The following is a 22,785-nucleotide window of genomic DNA, read 5'->3' on the forward strand; positions in this document are numbered from 1 at the left end:
CGGAGTAGCCCGTGCCTGAGCGGGTAGGATGAGAGCCAGGGAGAAGGATGATTTCGACGAACGACTTTCGGACCGGACTGACTATTGAGGTTGATGGGGAAGTTTACAGCGTGGTAGATTTTCAGCATGTGAAGCCCGGAAAAGGTTCGGCTTTTGTGCGTTCCAAGCTGAAAAACCTCCGGACGGGAGCCGTGATTGAACGGACCTTCCGGGCGGGAGAAAAGGTTCCCCGCGCCCACCTGGAAAGAAAAGAAATGCAGTACCTGTACCGGGAGGGCGACTCTTTTGTCTTTATGGACAACGAGACTTACGATCAGGTTAGCCTTAACGAAGATCAGTTAGGAGATAATGTAAAGTACTTGAAGGAGAACATGAACATTTATCTGCTGATTCACGCCGGAAATTTAATCGGGATCGAACTCCCCTACTTTGTGGACCTTGAGGTTGTTGCTACCGACCCGGGGATCCGGGGGGATACGGCAACAGGAGGGACAAAGCCTGCCACCCTGGAGACAGGTCTCGTGATCCAGGTGCCCCTTTTTGTAGAAGTGGGCGACATCGTCAGGGTTGATACCAGGACAGGGGAGTATTTAGAGCGTGTCTGATCGTGAAACATCGAGTTGGCGGAGGGAAATAATAATTTAAAAAAGAACCGGGGAGGTTTGACAAAAAGTGGATGATTTACGGGAAAGGGTTGCCTATCTCCAGGGCCTGGCAGAAGGTCTGAAGCTGGAAGAAGGAAAAGATGAGGCGAAGATCATCAAGCAGATTATCGATATCCTTGCCGATCTCGTGGATGAGGTTGAAGAGCTTCGCGTCGCCCAGGAGGACCTTGAGGACTACCTGGAAAGCCTCGATGAGGATCTCGAGGATGAATTCGAAGACGAAGAGGAAGAAGAAGCCCTGGGAGATGAAGATGAAGAAGAGGAAGAGGAAGAAGACGGCAGTTCTTTAAGCTCCGAAGAAGAGCTGGACTACGTGGAGATGGAGTGCCCCAGGTGCCGCGACATCATTTGTTTCGAAGCAGATCTCGTGGATGATGAGGATGTTGTGGAGATTACATGCCCCAACTGCAACGAGGTTGTTTTTGTGAACGACGGTTCCATGCCTCTTCCTCAAGGTTATGAGAGAAGGAGGGGGCGGACAGGCGCGGCCCCTTTGCCAGAGAAAGAGGAGGAGGATCTTTAGGCTTCAACTCCTCAACCTGATCTGAAAATAAACCTGAAATAAAAAAGTTCCTCATTAAGAGGGCTTTTTTATTTTTTCATAAACCTGGTAAAAAATAAATATCTATATATGGAAAGACGGATATGGAAAGACGGGGAAAGGAGGAGTTGGGGTGTCCTGCCTTGCATCACCGGTTCTCCAGGAGATTCTGCCGTATCTTGCTCCCTCCTTAAGGGCGATCCTGGTGCAGTTGCCCCCGTCGAAGGTTCAGGGCCTCGAGGAAATCAGGATCCGGAAAAACCGCCCCCTTGCGGTGCGTTTTGACCGGGGGGAGTTCTTTTTGGATGCGAGGGGGAATCCTGTTGCTGCAGCCTCAGAGGCCTACTGCGTTTCCGGGGAGGATCTCTGGAAAACGGTCCAGTTGATCAGCCAGAGTTCGGTTTATGCCTTTGAAGAGGAATTCCGCAGGGGGTACCTCACCCTGCCCGGGGGGCACCGGGTGGGCTTCACGGGGAAGGCGGTGCTGGAGGGAGGGGTGATCAAAACCCTGTGCGATCTCAGCAGTTTGAACTTCCGGATTGCCCGCGCCGTCCCCGGCGCTGCCGATCCCCTTTTACCCTACGTCTTGAACCTCAGGGATGGCCGGGTCTACCATACTTTAATCATCTCTCCCCCCCGCGCCGGCAAAACGACCATTTTGCGGGATCTGATCCGGCAGTTAAGCTGCGGGGTTCCCCATTTGAAATTTCCGGGGCTGAATGTAGGCGTGGTGGATGAACGGAGCGAACTCGCGTCATGCTTCGCGGGGGTTCCCCAGCACGACCTCGGCCCCCGCGTGGATGTGCTCGACCACTGCCCCAAGGCGGCTGGGATGATGATGCTGCTGCGCTCGATGTCTCCCCAGGTGATTGCCACCGACGAAATCGGCCGCCTTGAAGACGTGGCAGCCCTCTGGGAGATGGTAAATACAGGTGTCAGTATTCTGACAACCGCCCACGCCTCCTGCTGGGAAGAACTGGAGCAGCGCCCCTGCCTTCAGGATTTGATCTCCCGGCGGGTCTTCCAGCGTTATGTTTTTTTAAGCAGGCGGAAGGGGCCGGGGACGATTGAAGGGGTGTGGGATGAACTGCGGACCCCCCTTCTGGGCGGGCGAAGGGAATGGAGTGCCGGTGTTTCTTAAGCTTGCCGGTGCCTTTCTTGTAGTCTCGGCTGCGGGGCTGGCAGGGATGCACGTTGCCTCCTTCTTCTGGCTCCGCCCCCAGCAACTGCGGGCGCTCCAGGCGGCCCTGCAGATGCTGGATACGGAGATTATGTACGCGGCAACCCCTCTTCCTGCAGCCTTGAAAAAGATCGGACAGGCAGCGGAGCCTCCTGTCGGCGCGATTTTTTTCGCTGCAGGGGAGCTGCTCGGGACGCCCCGGGGTTGTACGGCCGCGGAAGCCTGGAGGCAGGCGCTGCTGCAGGAATGGGAAAAAACTGCTCTCAATAAGGAGGACTTTGCAATCCTCCGGTCCTTTGGAGAAGGGCTGGGTGTTTCCGACCGGGAGGAGCAGCATAAAAACATTGCCCTCACCTCCCTGCACCTGCGCCGGGAAGAGGAAAGGGCGGAGCGGGATCGGGATAAAAATGTGCGCCTCTGGCGGTACGGCGGGTTTCTGGCTGGAATCGGCATTGTCTTGTTGTTTTTATAAAAGAACAGTGAGAGGGGTTGCGGCATGAATGTCGACCTGATTTTCAAGATCGCGGGGATCGGCATCCTGATCTCGGTTCTTCATATCATTCTCAAGCAGGCGGATAAGGAAGAACAGGCCCAGATGCTGACACTTGCAGGGGTGGTTGTGGTTTTGATCATGGTGGTTCAACTGATCAACCAGCTCTACAGCATGGTGCGCTCCGTTTTCCGCCTTTTTTAAAGGGGGGATTGCCTTGGAAATCCTGCAGGTGATCGGCCTCGGTCTTGTGGTGGCCGTGCTGGCGGTTCTTCTGCGGGAGGAGCGCCCCGAAACCGCGCTGCTTCTCGTGCTGGGATTCGGGATCTCGATCTTTATCGTGGTTTTAGGAAAGATGGGAGAAATTATTGCTGTTTTCCGGGATCTCACCAGGCGTGCGCACATTGATGAACTGTATCTCACCACCCTTTTGAAGATTTTGGGAATCGCCTATGTCACGGAGTTCGGCGCCCAGATCTGCCGGGATGCCGGGGAGGGGACGATTGCAAATAAAATCGAACTGGCCGGAAAAATCCTGATTTTAATCCTGGCCCTTCCCATCTTTGTGGCGATCCTGGAGGTAATCGTCCGCTTGCTTCCTTGAGAATTTTGGCTTTCGCCAGGGAGGAAGAGCGCTTGAGAGTTCTGCGAAGTTTTTGTTGGGTCTTGGGCCTGCCTCTTTTTTTTCTTGTTTTCCCCGGCTGTGCAGTTGCCGCTCCTCCGGCTTTCCCGGAGCCTTCCGGGCTTATATCGGACCAGTTTGACCGGCTCCGTTTGGAGGATTTGGGAGCCTTCCTCCACCAGGTGGATCAGGAACTCCAGCAGCAGCTTTCCGGGGTGAGTTTGGGCAAAATCCTTGCTTCCATTCGCCGGGGAAAGCTTGACCTGGATCTTACCGGTTTTTTCAGGGCGCTGCTTGAATTTTTTTTCCGGACGGTTTTGGCCCACGCCGTGCTTTTGGGAAAGCTCCTGGTCTTGGGGGTGGTTCTCGCCGTTCTGGAGCACCTGCAGGGTGCTTTTGAGCAAAATACGGTGGCCAGGCTGGCGCACGGGGTGGGAATTTTAAGCCTCCTTACGGTTGCGATCAGCTCTTTTGCGCTGGCCCTCAACACCGGCCGGGAGGCGATCGGCAGCATGGTTGGTTTCATGCACGCCTTGCTTCCCGTGCTGCTGACTTTGATGGCGGCCCTGGGCAATCTCTCGTCGGTTGCGCTGATGCACCCGGTGATTTTGATTTCCCTGAACCTTTTGGGAACCCTGACCCGGAACATCGTTTTCCCCCTGATTTTTTGTGCAGCCGTGCTCGCGATCGTGAGTCATCTTTCCGAGCGCTTTCAGGTCTCCCGGCTGGCCGGGCTTTTCCGGGACGGGAGCGTTGCCCTGCTCAGCCTTTTCCTGACCATTTTTGTCGGAATCCTGGCGATCCAGGGAGTGGCGGGAGCGGTGACCGATGGGATCGGCCTGCGGACGGCAAAATTTTTGACCGGGGCCTTCGTTCCGGTGGTAGGGGGGATCTTGTCCGACGCCGTGGAAGCGGTTGCAGGCTGCTCCCTTTTTTTAAAAAACGCGGTTGGGATCCTGGGCGCGCTCACCCTTCTTTTTCTCTGCGCCTTGCCTGTCATCAAGATCCTTTCCGCGGCTTTCATCTACAGATTGGCGGCGGCGCTGATGCAGCCCCTGGGTGCGCACCAGTTGGGGGAGTGCCTGCAGATGCTGGGCAGCTATCTCTTTCTCGTTTTTGCTGCGGTGGCGGGGGTGGGACTGATGTTCTTTGTCGTCCTGACAATAATTGTGGGTTTGGGCAACATGGCGGTGATGCTGAGATAGCCTGAGCAGGTGATCGGAATGGAGACGGTTCGTTTAATTGTAAAAAACCTGGTCTACCTGGTCCTGCTTGCTGCTTTTTTGGAAATGCTTCTTCCCCTGAAGGGCTCCCGCAGGTACATCCAGGTGGTGCTGGGGCTTTTCATCCTGGCTTTAATTCTCAATCCTGTGGTTGCCCTTTTTCGCCAGGCTCCCCTCCTGAATCTCGACCTCTCCCGGGAAGCGGAGGAGGGAAGGGGCGAGGTCCGCTCCATTCTGGCCCAGGGGGAAGAGTTGCGGCAGGCCGCGGTGGAGCAGGCCCGGGCTGCCTCCATCAAGCGCCTTGAAGAGCAGGTGGCGGTCCTGGCCCGCCTTGTTCCCGGCGTGGAAGAGGCGGAGGTCAGGGTGGAGCCGGGCCCTCCTTCTTCCCTCCAGTCTCCGGAAGCAATCGCGCGTATTCACGTTAAAATTAGGGTGGGCCAGAAGGGAAAAGGCGGGGAACTCCCAGCTCCTGTGGAAAAAATCCGGATTGGAAAGGGGGCAGGGCAGGAAGCGCAAAGCGTTCGGAGCAGCCGGGTTCTTTCGGAGGAGGAAAGGAAACTCCTTTCCCGGGTCCAGGAAACTGTAGCCTCCCTGTTCGGTTTGCGGCCTGAACAGGTGGTTGTTCATTTAGAATCTCGAGGGTAGGGGTGGATGGAATGCCAGCTTTGAGGCCTGATTTAAAGGACGTTTTTGAGAAGTGGCGGGAGCAGGTGAAGGAAAAGAAAGACTGGCCGGGTTTTCGATCTCCCCAGATGTGGCGGCTCCTTCTTTTGCTCGGAGCGGGGATCTTCCTCCTGGTTTCCGCGGGGTCCTGGGTTCAGCCCCGGCAGACAACTTCCGCGCGGGAGCCCTCCCGTTCCTCCCAGAGGGAGTCGGCCCCGGAGGGGGGTTTGGCATCTGCGGAAAGGGATCTGGAAGCGAGGCTTGAGGAGATTCTGGGCGCTGTGGCCGGGGCGGGGAAGGTTCAGGTCACCGTAACCTTGGCTGCCGGCCCGGAATACGTTTATGCAAAAAACACCTCCCAGGAGAAGAGGACAATTTCAGAAAAAGACCAGGCTGGAGGCACCCGGACGACCACCGAGGCCAACGAGCAGGGCAGCCTTGTGCTTGTTCAGGAGGTGAGCGGCGGAAGGGAGGAACCGGTGCTGATCAAGGCAACGCGCCCGGAAATTGCCGGGATCCTGGTTCTCGCCGAAGGAGCCAGGAATGCCGAACTGCGCGAAAAACTGGTTCAGGCGGTGGCAACGGTGCTTGCCGTTCCCCCCCATAAAGTAACGGTACTGCCCAAAGAAAGCTGGTGAGAAGATGGTTTCTGTATTCGTGGAAAAAAAGGTGCTGCTGCTTGGTGTACTTCTGATTTTTCTGGCCGGATTTCTCTTTTGCCAGGCAAGGTCCAGCTCTCAGAGCCACTTTGCGGTGAGCCAACGGGAAAAGGGAAAGCCTTCGTTGACCTCCCCCGTGGAGGTCCAGGTTGCCCGGCCCCGGGAAGTATCCGGAGGGCAGCCGGGCGGCTCCTCTCAACCCGACAGGCAGGAGTTCTTTGTGGAATGCCGCCTTGCCCGGGATCGCATTCGCAGCCAGCAGATCGAGCTTTACCAGGAGGTTGCCAGCAATCCTGCTTCGAGTGCGGAAGTGCGCGACCGGGCGCAGCGCGAATTGATGAAGCTTACTGAAAACATGGGAAAGGAAACGGAGCTTGAAAAGCTGATCGTGGCGCGGGGGTTTAAGGATGCCGTCGTCCTGATCCAGCCGAGGTCCGCTACCGTGATTGTGCAAACACGATCTCTCTCCCCCTCCGAGGTGAACAAGATTACAGACCTTGTTGCCAGGACAACAGAGATCGACCCTGAAAATATCACCATCATTCCGAAACCCTGAAGAAGCCCCGAATATTGTATACAGTCCCTGTTCGGGTTGAAAAAATGGTTAAATCAAGATATAATTAACTTCAATACGCAACTGGCTTGGGAAACGGTTTTTTAACCGGATTTCTTTATGTTTATGGTTCTATTAAAGGATGAGGGGGAGCCGGTAGTGAAGAGGCCGAGGATTACTGACACAACTCTGCGGGATGCGCATCAAAGTCTCTGGGCGACCCGGATGCGAACGGAGGATATGGTCCCCATTTTAGAAGAAATTGATAAAGTGGGCTATTTCTCACTTGAGATGTGGGGGGGAGCCACCTTCGATGTCTGTATCCGCTACCTTAATGAAGACCCGTGGGAGCGGATCAGGATCATCAAAAAGCACGTAAGGCAGACGCCCCTTCAAATGCTGCTCCGGGGTCAGAATGTGGTGGGGTACGCCAACTACCCCGATGATGTAGTGGAAGCCTTTGTAGATAAGGCAGCCGAATGCGGGATTGATATTTTCCGGGTTTTCGACGCCTTGAACGACGTCCGGAACCTTGAGGTCCCCATGCGGGCCGTGAAGAAAACGGGCAAGCACCTGCAGGCCTGTGTTGTTTATACCCTGAGCCCGGTTCACACCTACGAGCACTATCTGGAGACGGCCCTCCGCCTCCAGGACATGGGCGCCGACTCTATCTGCATCAAGGATATGGCAGGAATGATTTCTCCCTATGCAGCATACGATCTGGTTTCCCTGTTTAAGGAAAAGCTGGGCGTACCCATCCAGCTCCATACCCACTACATCGGCGGGATGGCAATTGGGGCCTGCCTGAAGGCTGTGGAGGCAGGGGTTGATGTTTTTGACGCCTGCTCCGGCCCCCTTGCCTTTGGCTCTTCGCAGCCGCCGGTAGAGACCCTTGTACGCGCCCTCCAGGGAACGCCCTGGGACACCGGGCTGGACCTCCACCACCTCTTTGAAATTGCCAACTACTGGGAAGAACTGCGGCGCCGGCGCGGCTTTGAGCGCGGCGTGACCCGGATCAACGATATGAAAGTTTTCGATCACCAGGTGCCGGGGGGGATGATCACAAACCTTGTCATCCAGCTGGAAGAGCAGAAGGCTCTTCACCGGATGAACGAGGTGCTGGAAGAAATCCCCCGGGTGCGGGCCGAACTCGGTTATCCACCCCTTGTTACTCCCACAAGTCAGGTGGTGGGAATCCAGGCGGTGCTCAATGTTCTCCTGGGTGAGCGGTATAAAATGGTGCCGCAGGAGGTGAAGGACTACGTCCGGGGCTTCTACGGGAGGCCGCCGGCGCCGATTGACGAAAATATCAAACGCTTGATCATCGGGGATGAGGAGCCCATCACCTGCCGGCCTGCCGATCTTTTAGAGCCCAGGCTTGAAAAAGCAAGGGAAGAGATCAAAGAGTTGGCGGAATCGGAGGAAGACTACATCACCTATGCCCTTTTTCCTCAGGTTGCCAGGAAATTCTTCGAGTACCGGAGGAAGGTGCGAAATGGCGAAATCCAGCCTGTTGCCGAAGAGGAAAAGAAGGAGGCGCCCCGGGCGGAGGGAGCACCAGAAAAAGGAAAGGGTGTAGCTCCGCCTGCTAAAACCGAAACCCCGAGGGCTGCCAGGGAGGATGGAGTAATGAATATTGAAGATGTGAAGGAGTTTATCAGGCTGATTCACGAAACGGATATCAACGAACTCCATGTGGAAACGGCTTCCATGAAGGTAAACATCCGTAAAGGGTTTTTTAAGGAAGCTCCAGTCTTCGGCGCGTTCGGATCAGACCGGCCGGCTGCTGCTAACACCGCTCAGGAGGAAAAGGGCGCGGTAGGTCTGCTCCCGGCTCCGGAGCCTGATAAGGGGCGGCCGGCAAACCTGGTCGAGGTTGCGGCTCCCATGGTCGGTACTTTTTACCGGGCACCTGCTCCAGATGCCCCGCCTTTTGTCGAGGTCGGATCCAAAGTCCGCAAGGGGGATACTCTGTGCATTATTGAAGCAATGAAGCTCATGAACGAGATCGAGGCGGAGTGCGCGGGGGAAATCGTGGAAATCCTCGTTGAAAATGCCCAGCCTGTGGAATTCGGCCAGGTTCTCTTCCTCATTGCCCCCGAAGAATAGGGAAAGGCTTTGTTTTTCCAGGCGCCGCATGTATTTGCAGGACATGCGGTCTTACTTTATTCTGGGGAGGTTTTTCTGTGTTTAAAAAGATCCTCGTGGCAAACCGGGGGGAAATTGCCGTTCGGATCATCCGGACCTGCCGCGAAATGGGAATAAAAACAGTTGCCGTATACTCAGAAGCGGACCGGGACTCCCTTCATGTAAAAATGGCCGATGAAGCGGTTTGCATCGGAGCACCCCCTCCGAACCGGAGCTACTTGAATATCCCCAATATCATCAGTGCCGCCGAAGTTAAAGGGGCCGAGGCGATTCACCCCGGCTACGGCTTCCTTGCCGAAAACCCGTACTTTGCGGAAATCTGCGAGACGTGCGGGATCAAGTTTATCGGCCCCCCTGCCTCGGCAATTGAAGAAATGGGGGCAAAGGCACGCGCCCGGGAGCTTATGGCAAAGGCCGGTGTGCCGGTTGTGCCCGGTTCTCCTGGCTTGCTTACAAAAGATGATGAAATTGCCGAGATCGCCGAGGCCATCGGATATCCCGTCATCATCAAGGCATCTGCCGGCGGGGGCGGCCGGGGGATGCGGATTGCCCAGAACCGCGCGGAGCTGGAAAAATCGGTCAGCACGGCGCGGACCGAGGCAGAAGCAGCCTTCGGAGACGGCGGGATTTATCTGGAAAAGTACATTGTGGAGCCGCGGCATGTGGAAATCCAGGTTTTAGCAGATCAGTACGGAAATGTAGTCCATCTGGGGGAAAGGGACTGCTCCATTCAGAGACGGCACCAGAAGCTGGTGGAAGAGACTCCCTGTCCGGCACTGACTCCGGCGCTCCGGGAGGAAATGGGGGCTGCCGCAGTGAGGGCTGCCAGGGCCGTAAACTACGTCGGGGCGGGAACTGTCGAGTTTCTGCTGGATAAACAGGGCAACTACTATTTTATCGAGATGAACACAAGGCTTCAGGTGGAGCATCCCGTCACAGAGTGGGTCACCGGGATAGATATCGTTGCCGAGATGATCCGGATCGCCGCAGGTGAGCCCCTGGGCTACCGGCAGGAGGACATTAAGTTTTCGGGGGCGGCGCTCGAGTGCCGGATCAATGCCGAAGATCCTGAGCTGGATTTCCGCCCCTGCCCCGGGGTTATTACTGCCTACCTTCCTCCGGGAGGGTTTGGAGTGCGGGTTGACAGCGGGGTTTACCCGGGCTGCCGGATCCCGCCTTATTACGATTCTCTCATTGCGAAATTGATCACCTGGGGAAAAGACCGCAGCGAGGCGATCAGACGGATGCGGCGGGCTTTAAGGGAGTTTGAAATTGAAGGTGTTGCCACAACGATCCCCTTTTTGCAACGGATTATGGATAACGCCTTTTTCCAGCGCGGTGAAACATATACGAACTTCATCCAGCGCCGCCTGACCTGAGGCGAGGTTTTCCTTGCAATTGCGCCCCTGCCTGGTATAATGGTTTTGGGGAATTTTCAAAAGGGGGTAGTCAGGAATGGTTGATGGTAAAGTTGAGGAAACAAGCCGCACCACCTCTTTAGGGGCAATCCGGATCGCCAACGAGGTTGTCGCGGTGATTGCCGGTTTGGCGGCAACTGAGATCGAGGGAATTGCGGGAATGAGCGGCGGGATCGCCGGCGGGATTGCAGAAATGCTCGGCAGGCGCAACCTCGCGCGCGGAGTCAAGGTTGAGGTGGGGGAGCGGGAGGCGGCGGTAGACCTTTTTGTGATTGTGGAATTTGGGGTGCGCATCCCCGATGTTGCCGTGAGGGTTCAGGAAAATGTGAAGCAGGCCATTGAGAGCATGACGGGGCTCACCGTGGTTGAGGTCAACGTCCACGTCCAGGGAGTACACTTTCAGGAAGCCCAGGAAGAGCAGCGCGTGAAATAGGAAGCCTGCGAAAGGAGTTTTCGAGCACTTGATGCGCCTACCTTACCGTTTCCTCCTTGTGGTTTATTCGCTGATCATGATCATTCTGGCAGGTTTTGCGATTTCTCTCGCGCTGGGGTGGACGGAGCCGTTTTACTTTTTGCCTGGCTTTTTTACTGTACCGGCAAACCGCTGGGGAGTAGGGATTGTCAGTTTCTTTCTTCTTCTCATGGCATTCCAGCTTCTCCTTGTCGTGCTCAGGGGGCAGAGGGAACATGAGATCACCGTCCAGGAAACGGGGCTCGGAAGAATAGAAATTGCGGCCCCGGCCCTCGAGAATTTGATCCGCAGGGCTGCCCGCCAGATCCGGGATGTGCGTGAAGTCAAGCCGGTTCTGCGCTACAGCCGGGATGGTCTTGCGGTTTTTCTTAATTTAAACGTCAACCCGGAGGCAAACCTTCCGGCTGTTTCCCAAACGGTTCAGCAGGTGATTCAGGACTACCTGGAGGAGAAAGCGGGGATCCGGGTGCTCCAGGTCCGGGTACGGATCGGAAGCGTTTCCCTGGAGCAGCGGGCACGTGTGGAGTAGGCTCGTGAGACGGAAAGAAGGGGAGCCTTTGATGTGGGGTGGAAGGCCTTTACGAGAAATCTTCGAGGATCTGCTTGAAAGACACCGGGGAAAGGTGCTGGGAGTCGTCCTGGGCCTCGCGGTGGGGCTTTTGATCATTCTTTTCGGTTTCTGGAAAACTGTCTTTGTGCTGCTCTGTGTTTTAATCGGCTATTTTTTGGGAAGGCGGTTTGATGAGGGAGGCGGTCCCGGAGAGTGGTGGGAGCGCATCTTCCGGGAGCGGTGATATTGGGGGGCCCAAAGCAAGGCGTCAGGAGGGTTCAGGATTGGGAAGGCGGCGGGCCAGAGAAGTTGCTCTCCAGGTCTTGTTTCAGGTTGATGTTGGAAAAGTCAGACCCGAAAAGGCGCTGATTTTTACTTTCAATGAATTCCAGATTACGGGGGAAACGGCCGCATACGCGCGGGCCCTCGTGGAGGGAGCGCTGGCGCATCTTGAGGAAATTGATAGTTTGCTCAAAAAGTACGCCACCGATTGGGATTTACCGCGCATGGCCAATGTGGACCGGAATATTTTGAGGCTGGCTCTTTTTGAAATGCTTTACTGCCGCGAAGTTCCTGTAAATGTTGCCATTGACGAGGCTCTCGAGCTTGCAAAAACCTTCAGCACCGATGATGCCCCCAGGTTTATCAACGGTATTCTGGGGCGCATCGCCAGAGAATCTTTCTGTAAGGAAAGAACGGAATGAACGACTTTCCGGTTGTGGCGAAGACCGAGTTGGGGCCAGGCATTAAAAAAATAGTTGTAAAGGCACCGCTCCTGGCGGCCAGGGCCGGGCCAGGGCAGTTTGTAATCCTTCGGCTTGACCCTCGGGGAGAGCGGATTCCCCTAACGATCTCCGATTTTGACCGTGCGGAGGGTACAATCACCCTGATTTTTCAAGAAGTGGGGTTCACCACCAGACAGCTGGGTTCCCTCCAGGTGGGGGACGTAATCCGGGATCTGGCGGGCCCCCTGGGCAAACCCGCAAGGCTTGATTATTACGGAGTTGTTTTGTGCGTTGGCGGAGGGGTTGGAGCGGCTCCCCTTTACCCCATTGCGCGCGCCCTGGCCGGCTGCGGGAACCGGGTGGTTGGAGTGATTGGGGCGCGCTCCAGCCGGTTTCTCATTTTAAAGAAAGAGATGGAGGGGTTTTGCAAGCCCTTAATCATAACAACCGACGACGGGAGCGAGGGAATCCGGGGACCTATGACCGAAGGGGTCAAGAGGTACCTGGAGCAGCATCAACCGCCCCGGTACTGTGTCTGCATCGGCCCTCCCCAGATGATGGAGGCTGTTTGCCGTCTTACCGCTTGCTACCAGATTAAAACCGCCGTCAGCCTGAATCCGATTATGGTAGATGGAACCGGGATGTGTGGAGCATGCCGGGTACTGGTTGGCGGCGAGGTAAAATTTGCCTGTGTGGAAGGGCCCGAGTTTGACGGCCACCTGGTGGATTGGGATTTGCTCAAAGCCCGGCTTCAGGTGTACCGGCATGAAGAAAGGGCAGCCGACTCCCTGTTTTCGCGCGGATTTCAGGGCAGGGGGATGTGCCGCAGATGAGTTCTGGAATCAGCACTCGTGTTCCGATGCAGGTTATGGACCCTACAATGCGGGTCCGGAGCTTTGACGAAGTGGCCCTGGGGTACACCGCCGAACAGGCCCGGCAAGAGGCCTCCCGCTGCCTGGGTTGTCCAAAAGCTCCCTGTCAGCGCGGCTGCCCTGTCGGGGTGGACATCCCAGGCTTTATATCCTTGCTGCGAGAAGGAAAATACAGGGAAGCGGTTTTGCGGATCCGGGAAAAGAACAGCCTCCCCGCTGTTTGCGGGCGGGTCTGCCCGCAGGAGCTGAACTGCGAAAAATACTGCACTTTGGGCAAAAAACACGAGCCTGTCGCCATTGGCAGGCTTGAGCGTTTTGTGGGAGATTGGGGGCTGGAGCACGGGGTGGCTCCTGCCGGGCGTTTCCGCTCTTCCGGGAAAAGGGTTGCTGTTGTCGGCGCCGGGCCTGCAGGTTTGAGTGCCGGAGCGGAACTGGCCCGGCTCGGCCACGAGGTGACGATCTTCGAAGCGCTCCATCTTCCCGGCGGGGTGCTCTCCTACGGGATTCCCGAATTTCGCCTCCCGAAAAGGATTGTCGCCGCGGAGGTAGAGAACCTGAAGTCCCTGGGTGTTGCCATTGAAGTTAACGCCCCTGTCGGAAAGCTTTACACCCTGAAAGAGTTGCGGCGGGAATACCATGCAGTTTTTCTGGGAACGGGAGCGGGACTGCCCCGTTTGATGGGGGTTCCCGGGGAGCACCTGAACGGCATTTACACCGCCAATGAATTTCTGACCCGGGTCAACCTCATGAAGGCCTACCTCTTTCCCGACTACATCACTCCTGTCAAAGTGGGAAAGCGGGTTGCCGTGGTTGGGGGGGGCAATGTGGCCGTTGATGCTGCCCGGGTGGCCGTGCGCCTGGGGGGAGAGGAGGTTGTTGTTCTTTACCGGCGGACTGCCGTAGAGATGCCGGTGCGCGCCGAGGAGTTCAGGCTTGCGCGCCGTGAGGGGATAGCTTTCCGGTTCCTTGTGAGTCCCGTCCGGTTCCACGGGGATTCCTCGGGTTGGGTTCAGGCGGCAACCTGCATCCGCTACGAGCTTGGAGAACCGGACAGTTCGGGAAGGCGGAGGCCCGTTCCCCTGCCCGATTCCAGATTTACCATTCCTGTTGATACGGTGATCATTGCCATCGGTCAGAACCCGAACCTTCTTGCGCTTTCCGACGAGCCTGAGCTTCTTGCACCCGGCGGTGAAGGGGTTGCTGTTGATCCGGCCACCGGGCAGAGCCCCCTGCCCGGGGTTTACGCCGGGGGGGATCTGGTGACGGGCTCTGCCACTGTGATCGGAGCGATGGCTGCAGGGAAGCGGGCGGCCCTGGCAATCAATCGTTATCTTGCAAATATTGGCTGAAGAAAATCATCAAAGTTTTGGCTTCCGAGGCAGGAATTTGGTAAGTTTTTCACGAATATAACCACCTGATGTGGTGAACTGCTCTTTCCAGTTCAGGCGGCGCGGGGGGAAGCCGAGAGGGACTCCTCCCTGACGTGCTTAAGGTGTACAGGAAGGATATCAACCAGAGAGCCGGGAGGTGAAGGAAGAGGGTTTAGAAGTCTCGAGTATCTGCTTTTTTAATCTCCCGCCGGGCAGCCCTTCCGGAGGAGGGGCGAAAGGCGGGGGCGACAGGTACTGCCCGGGGATTCGCCTGCCGGTGCGGCGTCGGTGGGCGCTCCGATGAAGCAGGAAGCCTGTTTACTCTTAATAGTGAGGAGGAAGAGAAATGGCTGCACAGCTTCTGTTAGGAAAGCCCCTTGCGGAGAAGATCAGGGCCGAGGTGATCAAAGAAGTTGAAGAATTGAAGGCCAGGGGAGTTTATCCGAGCCTGGTGGCAGTTCAGGTGGGCGAAAACGAAGCCTCGCGTGTTTACACAAATGCCCAGCGGAAAAATGCCGAGGCCTGCGGGATTAAGTACGAACTCCAGGAGTTGCCGGCCGATACCACCCAGGAACAGCTTTTAAAGCATATTGCAGGGTTGAACGCCGATCCCGGTGTTACGGGAATCATTCTCCAGATGCCCGTTCCTCCCCAGATTGATGCCAAGGTATGCCAGTGGAGCATTGCCTACGAAAAGGACGTAGAAGGTGTTACCCCAACGAACATGGGTCTGGTTTCCTTTGGGAAGCCCCGCATGGCACCCTGCACGGCCTTGGGGGCCTACGAGTTGATAAAATCTACGGGTGTTGATATTTACGGGAAAGAGGTAGTTGTTGTCGGCCACAGCGACATCGTAGGAAAGCCGGCAGCGCTCCTGCTTTTGAACAGCTTCGGGACCACAACCATTTGCCACATTGCAACGGGCCAGCGGGGGCTTACCGAATCCCACGTAAGACGTGCCGAGATTCTCGTGGTTGCCGTAGGTGTGCCTCATTTAATCAAAGGGGAATGGATCAAAGAGGGCGCAATTGTCGTTGACATTGGAATCAATACAACCAAGGACGGCAAGATTGTCGGGGACGTTGAGTTTGAAGTGGCGAAGGAAAGGGCAGCCTGGATTACCCCGGTTCCGGGCGGCGCCGGCACTGCGACAACCGCGATTCTGATGCGGAATACCGTTGAAGCGGCCAAGTGGCAGTTGGAGAAAAGGCAGTAGGGTGCATGGGTGGCCTGGAGAACTGGACCGCGGGAGGGGTCCAGTTCTCCTTTCCTTGTCTGGAAATTATCCGGCAAATGAAAACCCTGATTAATTTTTAAGGAGGGATTTTCGATGGCAGCGGTTCGCATTGACGGCAAGGCGATGGCCGAGGAGATCAGGCAGCAGCTGGCAAAAGAGGTCGAGGATCTTAAGAAGAAGGGGATCAACCCGAGCATGGCCCTGATCCTGGTCGGGGATGCTCCCGATTCAGCCCTTTATGTACGGAGTAAGGCAAAGGCATGCGAGGGTGCAGGAGGCTTTGCCGAAACCCACCATCTGGCGGAAGACGTCAGCCTGGAACAGTTGCTTGCTTTGATTGATAAGCTGAACCGGGATGACAGCGTGCACGGAATTCTCGTCCAGCTTCCCCTGCCCCACCACCTCCATCCCTATGAGAAGCAGGTGATGGATGCGATTGCGCCGGAGAAGGACATTGATGCCTTTCACCCGGTCAACATCGGGAACCTGGTGATCGGAGACAAGTGCTACTGGGGCGTCACTGCTCATGCCTGCGTCAAAATCCTTGAAAACCTGGGCATCAAGTTTAAAGGGAAACATGCTGTGGTGGTCGGCTGGTCCATCGAAATCGGAAAACCGGTTACGATGATGCTGTTTGAAAAAGGGTGTGCGGTGACCCTTGTTCACCCCGATGCCGATTTCGTCCCCTACACGAAACAGGCGGACATCCTGATTGCCGAAGTGGGAAGGCCAAGGGCGATTACGGGAGAGATGATTAAGCCGGGCGCGATTGTGATCGATACGGGATCGAACTGGGTTGACGGGAAGTCGGTGGGGGATGTTGATTACGAGAGCGCCGCTGAAGTGGCCGGCTACATTACCCCCGTCCCCGGCGGAGTGGGGCCGATGCGGATCATCATGCTGATCTACAACCTTGTCCAGGCGGCCAGGCAAAAAGCCGCGGTCAGCTAGTGGTTATCAGAAAAGTTTACCGCGTCGGAGAGGTTGCCAGCCGCCTCCGAAATCTCCTGGAAGGGGACCCCGTTCTCAACAACATCTGGGTGCGCGGTGAGATTTCGAATTTTAAGTCCCATGCTTCCGGCCACCTTTATTTTACCCTCAAAGATGAAACCGGTTCCCTGCGTTGTGTGATGTTTCGCTCGCGGAGCAGCCTGCTCTCCTTTTTGCCTGCCAACGGGATGAATGTGCTGGTGCGCGGGTACGTTTCCTTTTACGAAAGGGACGGAAGCTGCCAGCTCTATGTGGAAGAATTGACACCTGATGGGCTGGGGTCCCTTTACCTTGCCTACTGCCGGTTGAAGAATAAGCTTGAAGCAGCAGGATTCTTTGCACCCGAGCGCAAAAAGCCGCTCCCTTTTCTTCCCCGGAAGGTGGGGGTGATCACCTCTCCGAGCGGCGCGGTGTGGCACGACCTGGTTACGGTGATGCGCCGGCGTTTTCCGGGAATTCCCATTCTGCTGGCTCCTGCCGCCGTTCAGGGAGAGCAGGCTCCGCTGCAGATCTGCGCTGCCCTGGCTGCCTTGAACCGGCGGACGGATCTCGATGTCGTTATTGTTGCGAGAGGGGGAGGTTCTCTCGAAGAGCTCTGGGCTTTTAACACCGAGGAAGTGGCGCGGGCGATTTTCGACTCGCGCATTCCCGTAGTAAGCGCCGTGGGCCACGAGACCGATTATACGATTGCAGATTTTGTTGCGGATTTAAGGGCGCCCACCCCCTCGGCCGCCGCAGAGCTTGTGGTTCCTTCTCGCGCCGAACTGGAAAGCAGGCTTTATTCTCTTCAGAATCGCCTGATTCAAGGAATTTTTCAGGTTCTCAGGGAAAGAAGGGAGAGGGTCCGGGGGAGCGCCGGCCGGAATTTCACCCGGATCCTTCAAAATACGGCAATTGTTCATAAGCAGGAAGTGAAGCTTTTGAGCCTCCGGCTGATCCAGGGGATGCAAAGAGCTCAGGAGGGTGCCAGGGCAAAGGTGGAGGTCCTGGCCGGGAAATTAAATTCTCTCAGCCCCCTTGCCATCTTGCAGCGGGGGTACAGTCTGTGCTGGGCCCCGCAAACCGGCCAGGTTGTCCGCAGCAGCCGCCAGGTAAAAAAGGGCGACTCTCTTGAAGTGATCCTGGGAGAAGGGAGCCTGGACTGCAGGGTAGAAGAAGCGAAGGAGGGGACCCCTTGGAAGATCGCAGAGTTCACCAGGAAGAAATAGCTTTTGAAGAGGCTGTCGCGCGCCTTGAAAAAGTAGTCACAGAACTGGAAAAGGGGGAGCTTACCCTTGAGGAGGCCCTGGCCGCATTTCAGGAAGGGATCAATTTGTTGCGTATCTGCATTGCCAAGTTAAATGTTTTCGAAGAGCAAATAGAAATTTTACTCAGCGATTATTATTCCGATGTTCCCTCCTGGCTGGAAGAAAGGATTCGGGGGGAAAGCTGAAATGAACTGGGAAAGGGAGCTTGCCGCCAGGGCGGACCTGATCAACGAAGGGCTGGACCGCTACCTGCCTCCTGCTGCGCTGTATCCACCGTCGATCCACGAGGCGATGCGCTACAGCATCTTTGCTGGGGGAAAGCGCCTCCGGGGCGCCCTCACCCTGGCCGCAGCTGAAGCTCTTGGAGGAGAACAGGCCAGGATTCTCCCGGCTGCCTGCGCCCTTGAGATGCTCCATACCTACTCGTTGATTCACGACGATTTACCGGCGATGGATGACGACGATTTCCGGCGCGGCCGGCCCACCTGCCACCGGGTTTTTGGAGAAGCTACGGCAATTCTGGCAGGGGACGCGCTTCTTACCCTTGCTTTTGCAACCCTGTGCCACCTCAAACGTGATTTCCCCCCAGGGTTGGTTCTCCAGGTTATCGAGGAAGTGGCGGCTGCAGCAGGTACAAGGGGATTGATTGCCGGTCAGGTGGTGGATCTGGAGTCTGAGGGGAAGCAGGTTGCGCCAGACCTCGTGGAGTACATTCACCTTCATAAAACGGCCGCCCTCTTCCGGGTCGCGGTGCGGGCAGGTGCCCTGCTTGCCGGGGCAGGGGAACACGCTTTGAGCGCCCTCACGGACTACGCGGTTGCTTTCGGTCTGGCTTTTCAGATCACCGATGATATTCTGGATCTCACTGGTGATGAGGTTTTGCTCGGAAAACCTGTAAAGCGGGATCTTGCCAGGCAAAAAGCCACTTATCCTGCTCTCTTTGGTCTGGAGCGGGCGCGTGAGTTGGCCGCGTTTCAGGTGCGTAAAGCCCTGCAAAGTCTCGAAATTTTTGGGGCTGAGGCAGAATTTTTAAGGGAAGCTGCTCGTTGCCTCTTACACCGCCGCTCTTGACTTAAGCGTATATTTGTTTGCGTTTCGTACATATGTTATAATAAGTCCTGCATAACACCGAATAATTGCGGTACAAGGTGAATACGGAAGCAGGTGGTGCAGTATTCTAGTCGGGACGGCTGACTTCAAAGGCGGGCCTAAAAATCCGTCGCGGGCGCTACGATGAAGTTCCTGGTGCGGGCTTCCGAAGCCCAGTCGGGGGTTTGCACCGGGAGTTAAGGAGGAAGGGCGATCTACAAAGGCATGTAGGCGTTGACCCTTCCTCCGCGGAGGCCCATGTACGCAGGAGTCAAACTGCGGCGTGGGTGGATTCTGCATGTGGCGCCGAAAGGTGCTGTGTGCAGAGTAGCCTGCCTTGAGTGGTGCTGGTGGATAACGAGAAAAAGCTTTTTGTTTCGAGGGGCCCTAGAAGCAGAAAGCACCGTTTGAAACCATCACTGCAAAAGAGGCTAGAAGTCGGTCGGACCGCCGAGGAAAACTCCTAGACTGTCCGCCTCGGGGCGGCACCTGTTGAGGATTAAAGTGTGGACTAAGTGGTAATCTAGCCCTGTTTTCGGCGACGAAACAGAACAGGCTTAAAGGGGAACCACCAGAACGGCGACGTTCTGGCGCCTTGTGGGGAAAACCTGCTAGACCTAAGCCACAATATTTACTCAGCAGGTGACCACCTGCTTAAAATATAAGGTTCAGGTTGGAGGAAGAGGTCAAACCTCAACCCCAACTTATTTAATTGGTTAAATTTTTTCCGGATATTTTATCATCTGCAGGTGAATCCAGGATGCGGAACCGGTGGCTGCGCCGGGGTTTAGGGAATGCCGCTCTTACCTTCGTTCTCAGCCTGATTTTCAGCTACCTGGCCGAAGTCCTCTTGAGGCAGATTTTAGTTCTTTTCTTAGCTTTTCTCCTTTTGCTGGTGGTTATTCTGATCGGTGTGATTTCGGACATGATCGGTTTTGCGGCAGCCGCAGCCGAATGCGGCCCTTTAAACGCGCGGGCTGCAAATAAGGTCTGGGGGGCGCGCCAGGCGGTCAGGCTAATCAAGAACGCCGATCAGGTTGCAGTTTTTTGCAGTGATGTCATGGGAGATATTTCAAGCACGCTTGCCGGGGCCCTGGGGGCGGTAATTGTTTTTCGCCTCCTGGCAAACCGCCCGGGCATTGAGGTTGGCTGGCTGACTACAGTGATGACAGGACTGGTGGCAGCGGCAAGCGTGGGGGGGAAAGCCCTCGGGAAGGGGCTGGCACTGCGGGAGGCCACGGAAATTATGTTCCGATTGGGACAGCTGGTTGCCTGGGTCGAGAAGCTGACCGGATATGAATTTTTCCGTCCGGCCAGAGGGGAAAAGGTGAAGAAAAAGTGATCCTTGAGAGAATTGAGTCCCCTTCGGATTTGCGCAGCCTTACCTTTGCAGAGCTCGAAGCTTTAGCCCGGGAAATCAGGGCTTATTTACTTGATACGGTTTCGCGCACCGGGGGGCACCTCGCTCCCAATTTGGGGGTGGTGGAGTTGACCATTGCCCTGCACCGGGTCTTTGATTCCCCGCGGGACAAGATTATCTGGGATGTGGGGCACCAGTGTTATGTTCACAAGATCCTCACCGGGCGCCGGAAACAGTTTTCCACCTTAAGGCAGTACGGTGGTTTGAGCGGTTTTCCGAAGGCCCGGGAAAGCGAACACGACTCCTTTGGAACCGGGCACAGCAGCACCTCGATTTCCGCCGCGCTGGGTTTTGCCTTAGCACGAGACCTCAAGAAAGAAAACTACGCGGTGGTGGCGGTGATCGGAGACGGAGCCCTCACCGGCGGGATGGCTTTTGAAGCGATGAACCACGCGGGCCACCTGGGCACCCGTTTGATTGTTGTTCTCAATGATAATGAAATGTCCATTGCCAACAATGTCGGTGCTTTATCGGGTTATTTGAGCAGGCTGCGGACCGATCCCCTCTACCACCGCAGCAAAGAAGAAATAGAAGAAGTCCTGCGCCGGATTCCGAATATCGGGCCGCGCATGGTCAGGGCCGTCGAGCGTTTTAAAGACAGCTTGAAGTACCTCCTTGTTTCCGGGATGCTTTTTGAAGAACTCGGTTTTACCTATTTGGGGCCCATAGACGGGCACAACCTCAGGCTTTTAAGCCTCACCCTGGAGCGGGCAAAGGGACTGCCGGGGCCCGTTCTCATCCACGTTTACACCAAGAAGGGAAAGGGGTATCCTCCTGCGGAGAGAAATCCTGATAAATTTCATGGGCTGGGACCCTTTAATTTAGAAACGGGAGAGCCCCTCTCCTCAGGCCCGGCTCCTACTTTTACGCAAACTTTCGGGGAATGCCTCATCCGGATCGCCCGGGAGAATCCCGGGGTTGTGGCGATTACTGCGGCAATGCCGGACGGAACGGGCCTGACTGAATTTGCCCGGAAGTTTCCAGATCGCTTCTTTGATGTGGGAATTGCAGAGCAGCATGCGGTAACGCTTGCCGCAGGTCTGGCAAAGAGCGGCTGCCGCCCCGTTGTTGCCATTTATTCAACCTTCCTGCAGCGCGCTTATGACCAGATCCTCCACGATGTGGCCCTCCAGAAACTTCCGGTGATTTTCGCCCTGGACCGGGGGGGATTGGTGGGAGAAGATGGAGAAACGCATCAGGGTATATTCGATCTCTCTTATTTGCGCCACATTCCCGGCATGATCCTGATGGCGCCGAAGGATCAGAACGAACTGGTGGAGCTGCTGTGGAGCGCCCTTAATTACGAAGGGCCAGTAGCAATTCGCTACCCCCGCGGGGCCGGTTTTGCTCTGAATGTGAATCTGGATCCCCCTCCTGCCCGTCTTTCGCCCGGCCAGGGGGAACTCCTGCGGGAGGGCAAAGATTTTGTAATTGTTGCGGTTGGACCCTCTGTTTACACGGCTCTGAAAGCGGCAGAGGTCCTTGCAGAACAGGGCAAAGATGTGGCTGTAATTAACTCTCGTTTTGTGAAGCCGCTGGATGAAGCTTTGATCCTTTCCTGGGCCGAGAGAACGAAGCGGGTGCTGACCCTTGAGGAAAATGTCCGGGCCGGGGGCTTCGGAAGCGCCGTGCTGGAATTTCTGGCAGACCGGGGCTTCCGGGGCGAGGTGGTCCGGATCGGGATTCCTGACTGTTTTGTGGAGCACGGTGCACCGGAAATTTTGCGCCGGCAGTATGGACTGGATGTGGATGGCGTGATCGACTTCATCCGGGCAAAGGGATGGTAGCCTTGGGTCGGCAGGGCAAAAAGCGGATTGACCTCCTGCTGGTGGAAAGGGGCTTTTTCTCAAGCAGGGAGCAGGCGCGGCGGGCGGTCATGGCAGGTCTTGTGTTCCATCAAGGGCGCAAAGTTGAAAAGCCCGGAACCTTTGTCGCGCCCGCGGGTGAAATTGAAGTCAAGGCTCCTCCCTGCCCTTATGTCAGCCGCGGGGGGATCAAGCTGGAAGCCGCTTTGCAGGAGTTTGGGATTGATGTTCGGGGCAAGGTTGTGCTCGATGCCGGGGCCTCGACAGGGGGGTTTACCCAGTGCCTCCTGAAGAGAGGAGCAAAGCGCGTTTACGCCGTTGATGTCGGGTACGGTCAGCTGGCCTGGGAACTGCGCCAGGACCCGCGGGTTGTGGTGCTGGAAAAGACCAACATTCGCTACTTGACGCCGGAAGTTTTACGTGCCAGGGTGGATCTGGTGACGCTCGACCTCTCTTTTATTTCGCTTGAAAAGGTGCTTCCTGCGGTCAGGGAACTGTTAAAACCTGAGGGGGAGGTTGTGGCCCTGGTCAAGCCCCAGTTCGAGGCGGGGCGCGCCCAGGTGGGAAAGGGCGGAGTCGTCAAGGACCCTGAGGTCCACATCCAGGTCCTGGAACGGGTAATGGCCGCAGCGCGGGATTTGGGTTTCGATATCAGGGGGCTCACTCACTCCCCTCTTTTAGGAGCAGATGGAAATCTGGAATTTTTTTTATGGATGCATCTGGCGCAGGAGGGGCCGTCCAGAATGGTTTCACCCGGGGAGGTGCGCAGGGTCGTTGAAACAGCTCACACTGCTCTCAGGGGCCGTTCGGATTGCTGAGATTCTTTTTAGGAGTTGAGAGGCAAAC

The 22,785-nt window shown here is 56.3% G+C and carries 26 protein-coding genes; all 26 read left to right on the forward strand.

Features of this window, described 5'->3' with window-relative positions; all coding sequences use genetic code 11:
- Positions 1-47 precede the first annotated feature (47 nt).
- Positions 48-605, forward strand: coding sequence for an elongation factor P (gene efp / locus HPY58_02495; protein NPV28524.1), 558 nt, complete (start codon positions 48-50; stop codon positions 603-605).
- A 67-nt stretch (positions 606-672) separates the two neighbouring features.
- Positions 673-1,188, forward strand: a complete 516-nt coding sequence (locus HPY58_02500) for an AraC family transcriptional regulator (GenBank protein ID NPV28525.1) — start codon at positions 673-675, stop codon at positions 1,186-1,188.
- A gap of 151 nt (positions 1,189-1,339) precedes the next feature.
- Positions 1,340-2,347 carry a stage III sporulation protein AA gene (gene spoIIIAA / locus HPY58_02505; GenBank protein NPV28526.1) on the forward strand — a complete coding sequence of 336 codons (1,008 nt, stop codon included), beginning with the start codon at positions 1,340-1,342 and terminating at the stop codon, positions 2,345-2,347.
- Positions 2,331-2,858 carry a stage III sporulation protein AB gene (spoIIIAB, locus tag HPY58_02510; GenBank protein NPV28527.1) on the forward strand — a complete coding sequence of 176 codons (528 nt, stop codon included), beginning with the start codon at positions 2,331-2,333 and terminating at the stop codon, positions 2,856-2,858. Before spoIIIAA ends, spoIIIAB begins: the two co-directional genes overlap by 17 nt.
- 24 nt (positions 2,859-2,882) lie before the next feature.
- Positions 2,883-3,080: a stage III sporulation protein AC gene (gene spoIIIAC, locus HPY58_02515; protein ID NPV28528.1), complete on the forward strand. Its 198-nt coding sequence runs from the start codon at positions 2,883-2,885 to the stop codon at positions 3,078-3,080.
- Positions 3,081-3,093: 13 nt separating this feature from the next.
- The gene (spoIIIAD, locus tag HPY58_02520) at positions 3,094-3,480 is read left to right on the forward strand and encodes a stage III sporulation protein AD (protein ID NPV28529.1); all 387 of its coding nucleotides are present in this window, start codon (positions 3,094-3,096) and stop codon (positions 3,478-3,480) included.
- Positions 3,481-3,512: 32 nt separating this feature from the next.
- On the forward strand, positions 3,513-4,703 hold the full coding sequence (gene spoIIIAE / locus HPY58_02525) for a stage III sporulation protein AE (protein NPV28530.1): 1,191 nt from the start codon (positions 3,513-3,515) through the stop codon (positions 4,701-4,703).
- 18 nt (positions 4,704-4,721) lie between these two features.
- Positions 4,722-5,366 carry a stage III sporulation protein AF gene (locus tag HPY58_02530; GenBank protein NPV28531.1) on the forward strand — a complete coding sequence of 215 codons (645 nt, stop codon included), beginning with the start codon at positions 4,722-4,724 and terminating at the stop codon, positions 5,364-5,366.
- 11 nt (positions 5,367-5,377) lie between these two features.
- Positions 5,378-6,022 carry a stage III sporulation protein AG gene (gene spoIIIAG, locus HPY58_02535; protein NPV28532.1) on the forward strand — a complete coding sequence of 215 codons (645 nt, stop codon included), beginning with the start codon at positions 5,378-5,380 and terminating at the stop codon, positions 6,020-6,022.
- Positions 6,023-6,026: 4 nt separating this feature from the next.
- The gene (locus tag HPY58_02540; GenBank protein ID NPV28533.1) at positions 6,027-6,599 is read left to right on the forward strand and encodes a SpoIIIAH-like family protein; all 573 of its coding nucleotides are present in this window, start codon (positions 6,027-6,029) and stop codon (positions 6,597-6,599) included.
- A gap of 123 nt (positions 6,600-6,722) precedes the next feature.
- Positions 6,723-8,705, forward strand: a complete 1,983-nt coding sequence (gene accB / locus HPY58_02545) for an acetyl-CoA carboxylase biotin carboxyl carrier protein (GenBank protein ID NPV28534.1) — start codon at positions 6,723-6,725, stop codon at positions 8,703-8,705.
- A 77-nt stretch (positions 8,706-8,782) separates the two neighbouring features.
- Positions 8,783-10,123 (forward strand): acetyl-CoA carboxylase biotin carboxylase subunit, encoded by a 1,341-nt coding sequence (gene accC, locus HPY58_02550; GenBank protein NPV28535.1) that lies wholly within the window; start codon positions 8,783-8,785, stop codon positions 10,121-10,123.
- 76 nt (positions 10,124-10,199) lie between these two features.
- A complete protein-coding gene (locus HPY58_02555) occupies positions 10,200-10,595 on the forward strand; it encodes an Asp23/Gls24 family envelope stress response protein (GenBank protein ID NPV28536.1) in 396 nt (131 codons plus the stop codon).
- 28 nt (positions 10,596-10,623) lie between these two features.
- Positions 10,624-11,163, forward strand: a complete 540-nt coding sequence (gene amaP, locus HPY58_02560; GenBank protein NPV28537.1) for an alkaline shock response membrane anchor protein AmaP — start codon at positions 10,624-10,626, stop codon at positions 11,161-11,163.
- Between the two features lie 31 nt (positions 11,164-11,194).
- A complete protein-coding gene (locus HPY58_02565; protein ID NPV28538.1) occupies positions 11,195-11,428 on the forward strand; it encodes a DUF2273 domain-containing protein in 234 nt (77 codons plus the stop codon).
- A 40-nt stretch (positions 11,429-11,468) separates the two neighbouring features.
- The gene (gene nusB, locus HPY58_02570; protein NPV28539.1) at positions 11,469-11,888 is read left to right on the forward strand and encodes a transcription antitermination factor NusB; all 420 of its coding nucleotides are present in this window, start codon (positions 11,469-11,471) and stop codon (positions 11,886-11,888) included.
- Positions 11,885-12,742 (forward strand): sulfide/dihydroorotate dehydrogenase-like FAD/NAD-binding protein, encoded by an 858-nt coding sequence (locus HPY58_02575; protein ID NPV28540.1) that lies wholly within the window; start codon positions 11,885-11,887, stop codon positions 12,740-12,742. The genes nusB and HPY58_02575 overlap by 4 nt, the downstream gene beginning before the upstream one ends.
- Positions 12,739-14,130, forward strand: a complete 1,392-nt coding sequence (gene gltA / locus HPY58_02580; protein ID NPV28541.1) for an NADPH-dependent glutamate synthase — start codon at positions 12,739-12,741, stop codon at positions 14,128-14,130. Before HPY58_02575 ends, gltA begins: the two co-directional genes overlap by 4 nt.
- Before the next feature lie 367 nt (positions 14,131-14,497).
- Positions 14,498-15,367: a bifunctional 5,10-methylenetetrahydrofolate dehydrogenase/5,10-methenyltetrahydrofolate cyclohydrolase gene (locus HPY58_02585; GenBank protein NPV28542.1), complete on the forward strand. Its 870-nt coding sequence runs from the start codon at positions 14,498-14,500 to the stop codon at positions 15,365-15,367.
- 114 nt (positions 15,368-15,481) lie between these two features.
- Positions 15,482-16,339, forward strand: a complete 858-nt coding sequence (locus tag HPY58_02590; GenBank protein NPV28543.1) for a bifunctional methylenetetrahydrofolate dehydrogenase/methenyltetrahydrofolate cyclohydrolase — start codon at positions 15,482-15,484, stop codon at positions 16,337-16,339.
- Positions 16,339-17,586: an exodeoxyribonuclease VII large subunit gene (xseA, locus tag HPY58_02595; GenBank protein ID NPV28544.1), complete on the forward strand. Its 1,248-nt coding sequence runs from the start codon at positions 16,339-16,341 to the stop codon at positions 17,584-17,586. Before HPY58_02590 ends, xseA begins: the two co-directional genes overlap by 1 nt.
- The gene (gene xseB, locus HPY58_02600) at positions 17,553-17,810 is read left to right on the forward strand and encodes an exodeoxyribonuclease VII small subunit (protein NPV28545.1); all 258 of its coding nucleotides are present in this window, start codon (positions 17,553-17,555) and stop codon (positions 17,808-17,810) included. The genes xseA and xseB overlap by 34 nt, the downstream gene beginning before the upstream one ends.
- 1 nt (position 17,811) lies before the next feature.
- Positions 17,812-18,696, forward strand: a complete 885-nt coding sequence (locus HPY58_02605) for a polyprenyl synthetase family protein (protein NPV28546.1) — start codon at positions 17,812-17,814, stop codon at positions 18,694-18,696.
- 778 nt (positions 18,697-19,474) lie between these two features.
- Positions 19,475-20,056: a hypothetical protein gene (locus HPY58_02610; GenBank protein ID NPV28547.1), complete on the forward strand. Its 582-nt coding sequence runs from the start codon at positions 19,475-19,477 to the stop codon at positions 20,054-20,056.
- On the forward strand, positions 20,053-21,921 hold the full coding sequence (locus tag HPY58_02615; protein NPV28548.1) for a 1-deoxy-D-xylulose-5-phosphate synthase: 1,869 nt from the start codon (positions 20,053-20,055) through the stop codon (positions 21,919-21,921). Before HPY58_02610 ends, HPY58_02615 begins: the two co-directional genes overlap by 4 nt.
- Positions 21,915-22,757: a TlyA family RNA methyltransferase gene (locus HPY58_02620; GenBank protein ID NPV28549.1), complete on the forward strand. Its 843-nt coding sequence runs from the start codon at positions 21,915-21,917 to the stop codon at positions 22,755-22,757. The genes HPY58_02615 and HPY58_02620 overlap by 7 nt, the downstream gene beginning before the upstream one ends.
- Positions 22,758-22,785: the final 28 nt, after the last annotated feature.

Source organism: Bacillota bacterium (genome assembly GCA_013177945.1).
GTDB lineage: Bacteria > Bacillota > DSM-12270 > Thermacetogeniales > Thermacetogeniaceae > Ch130.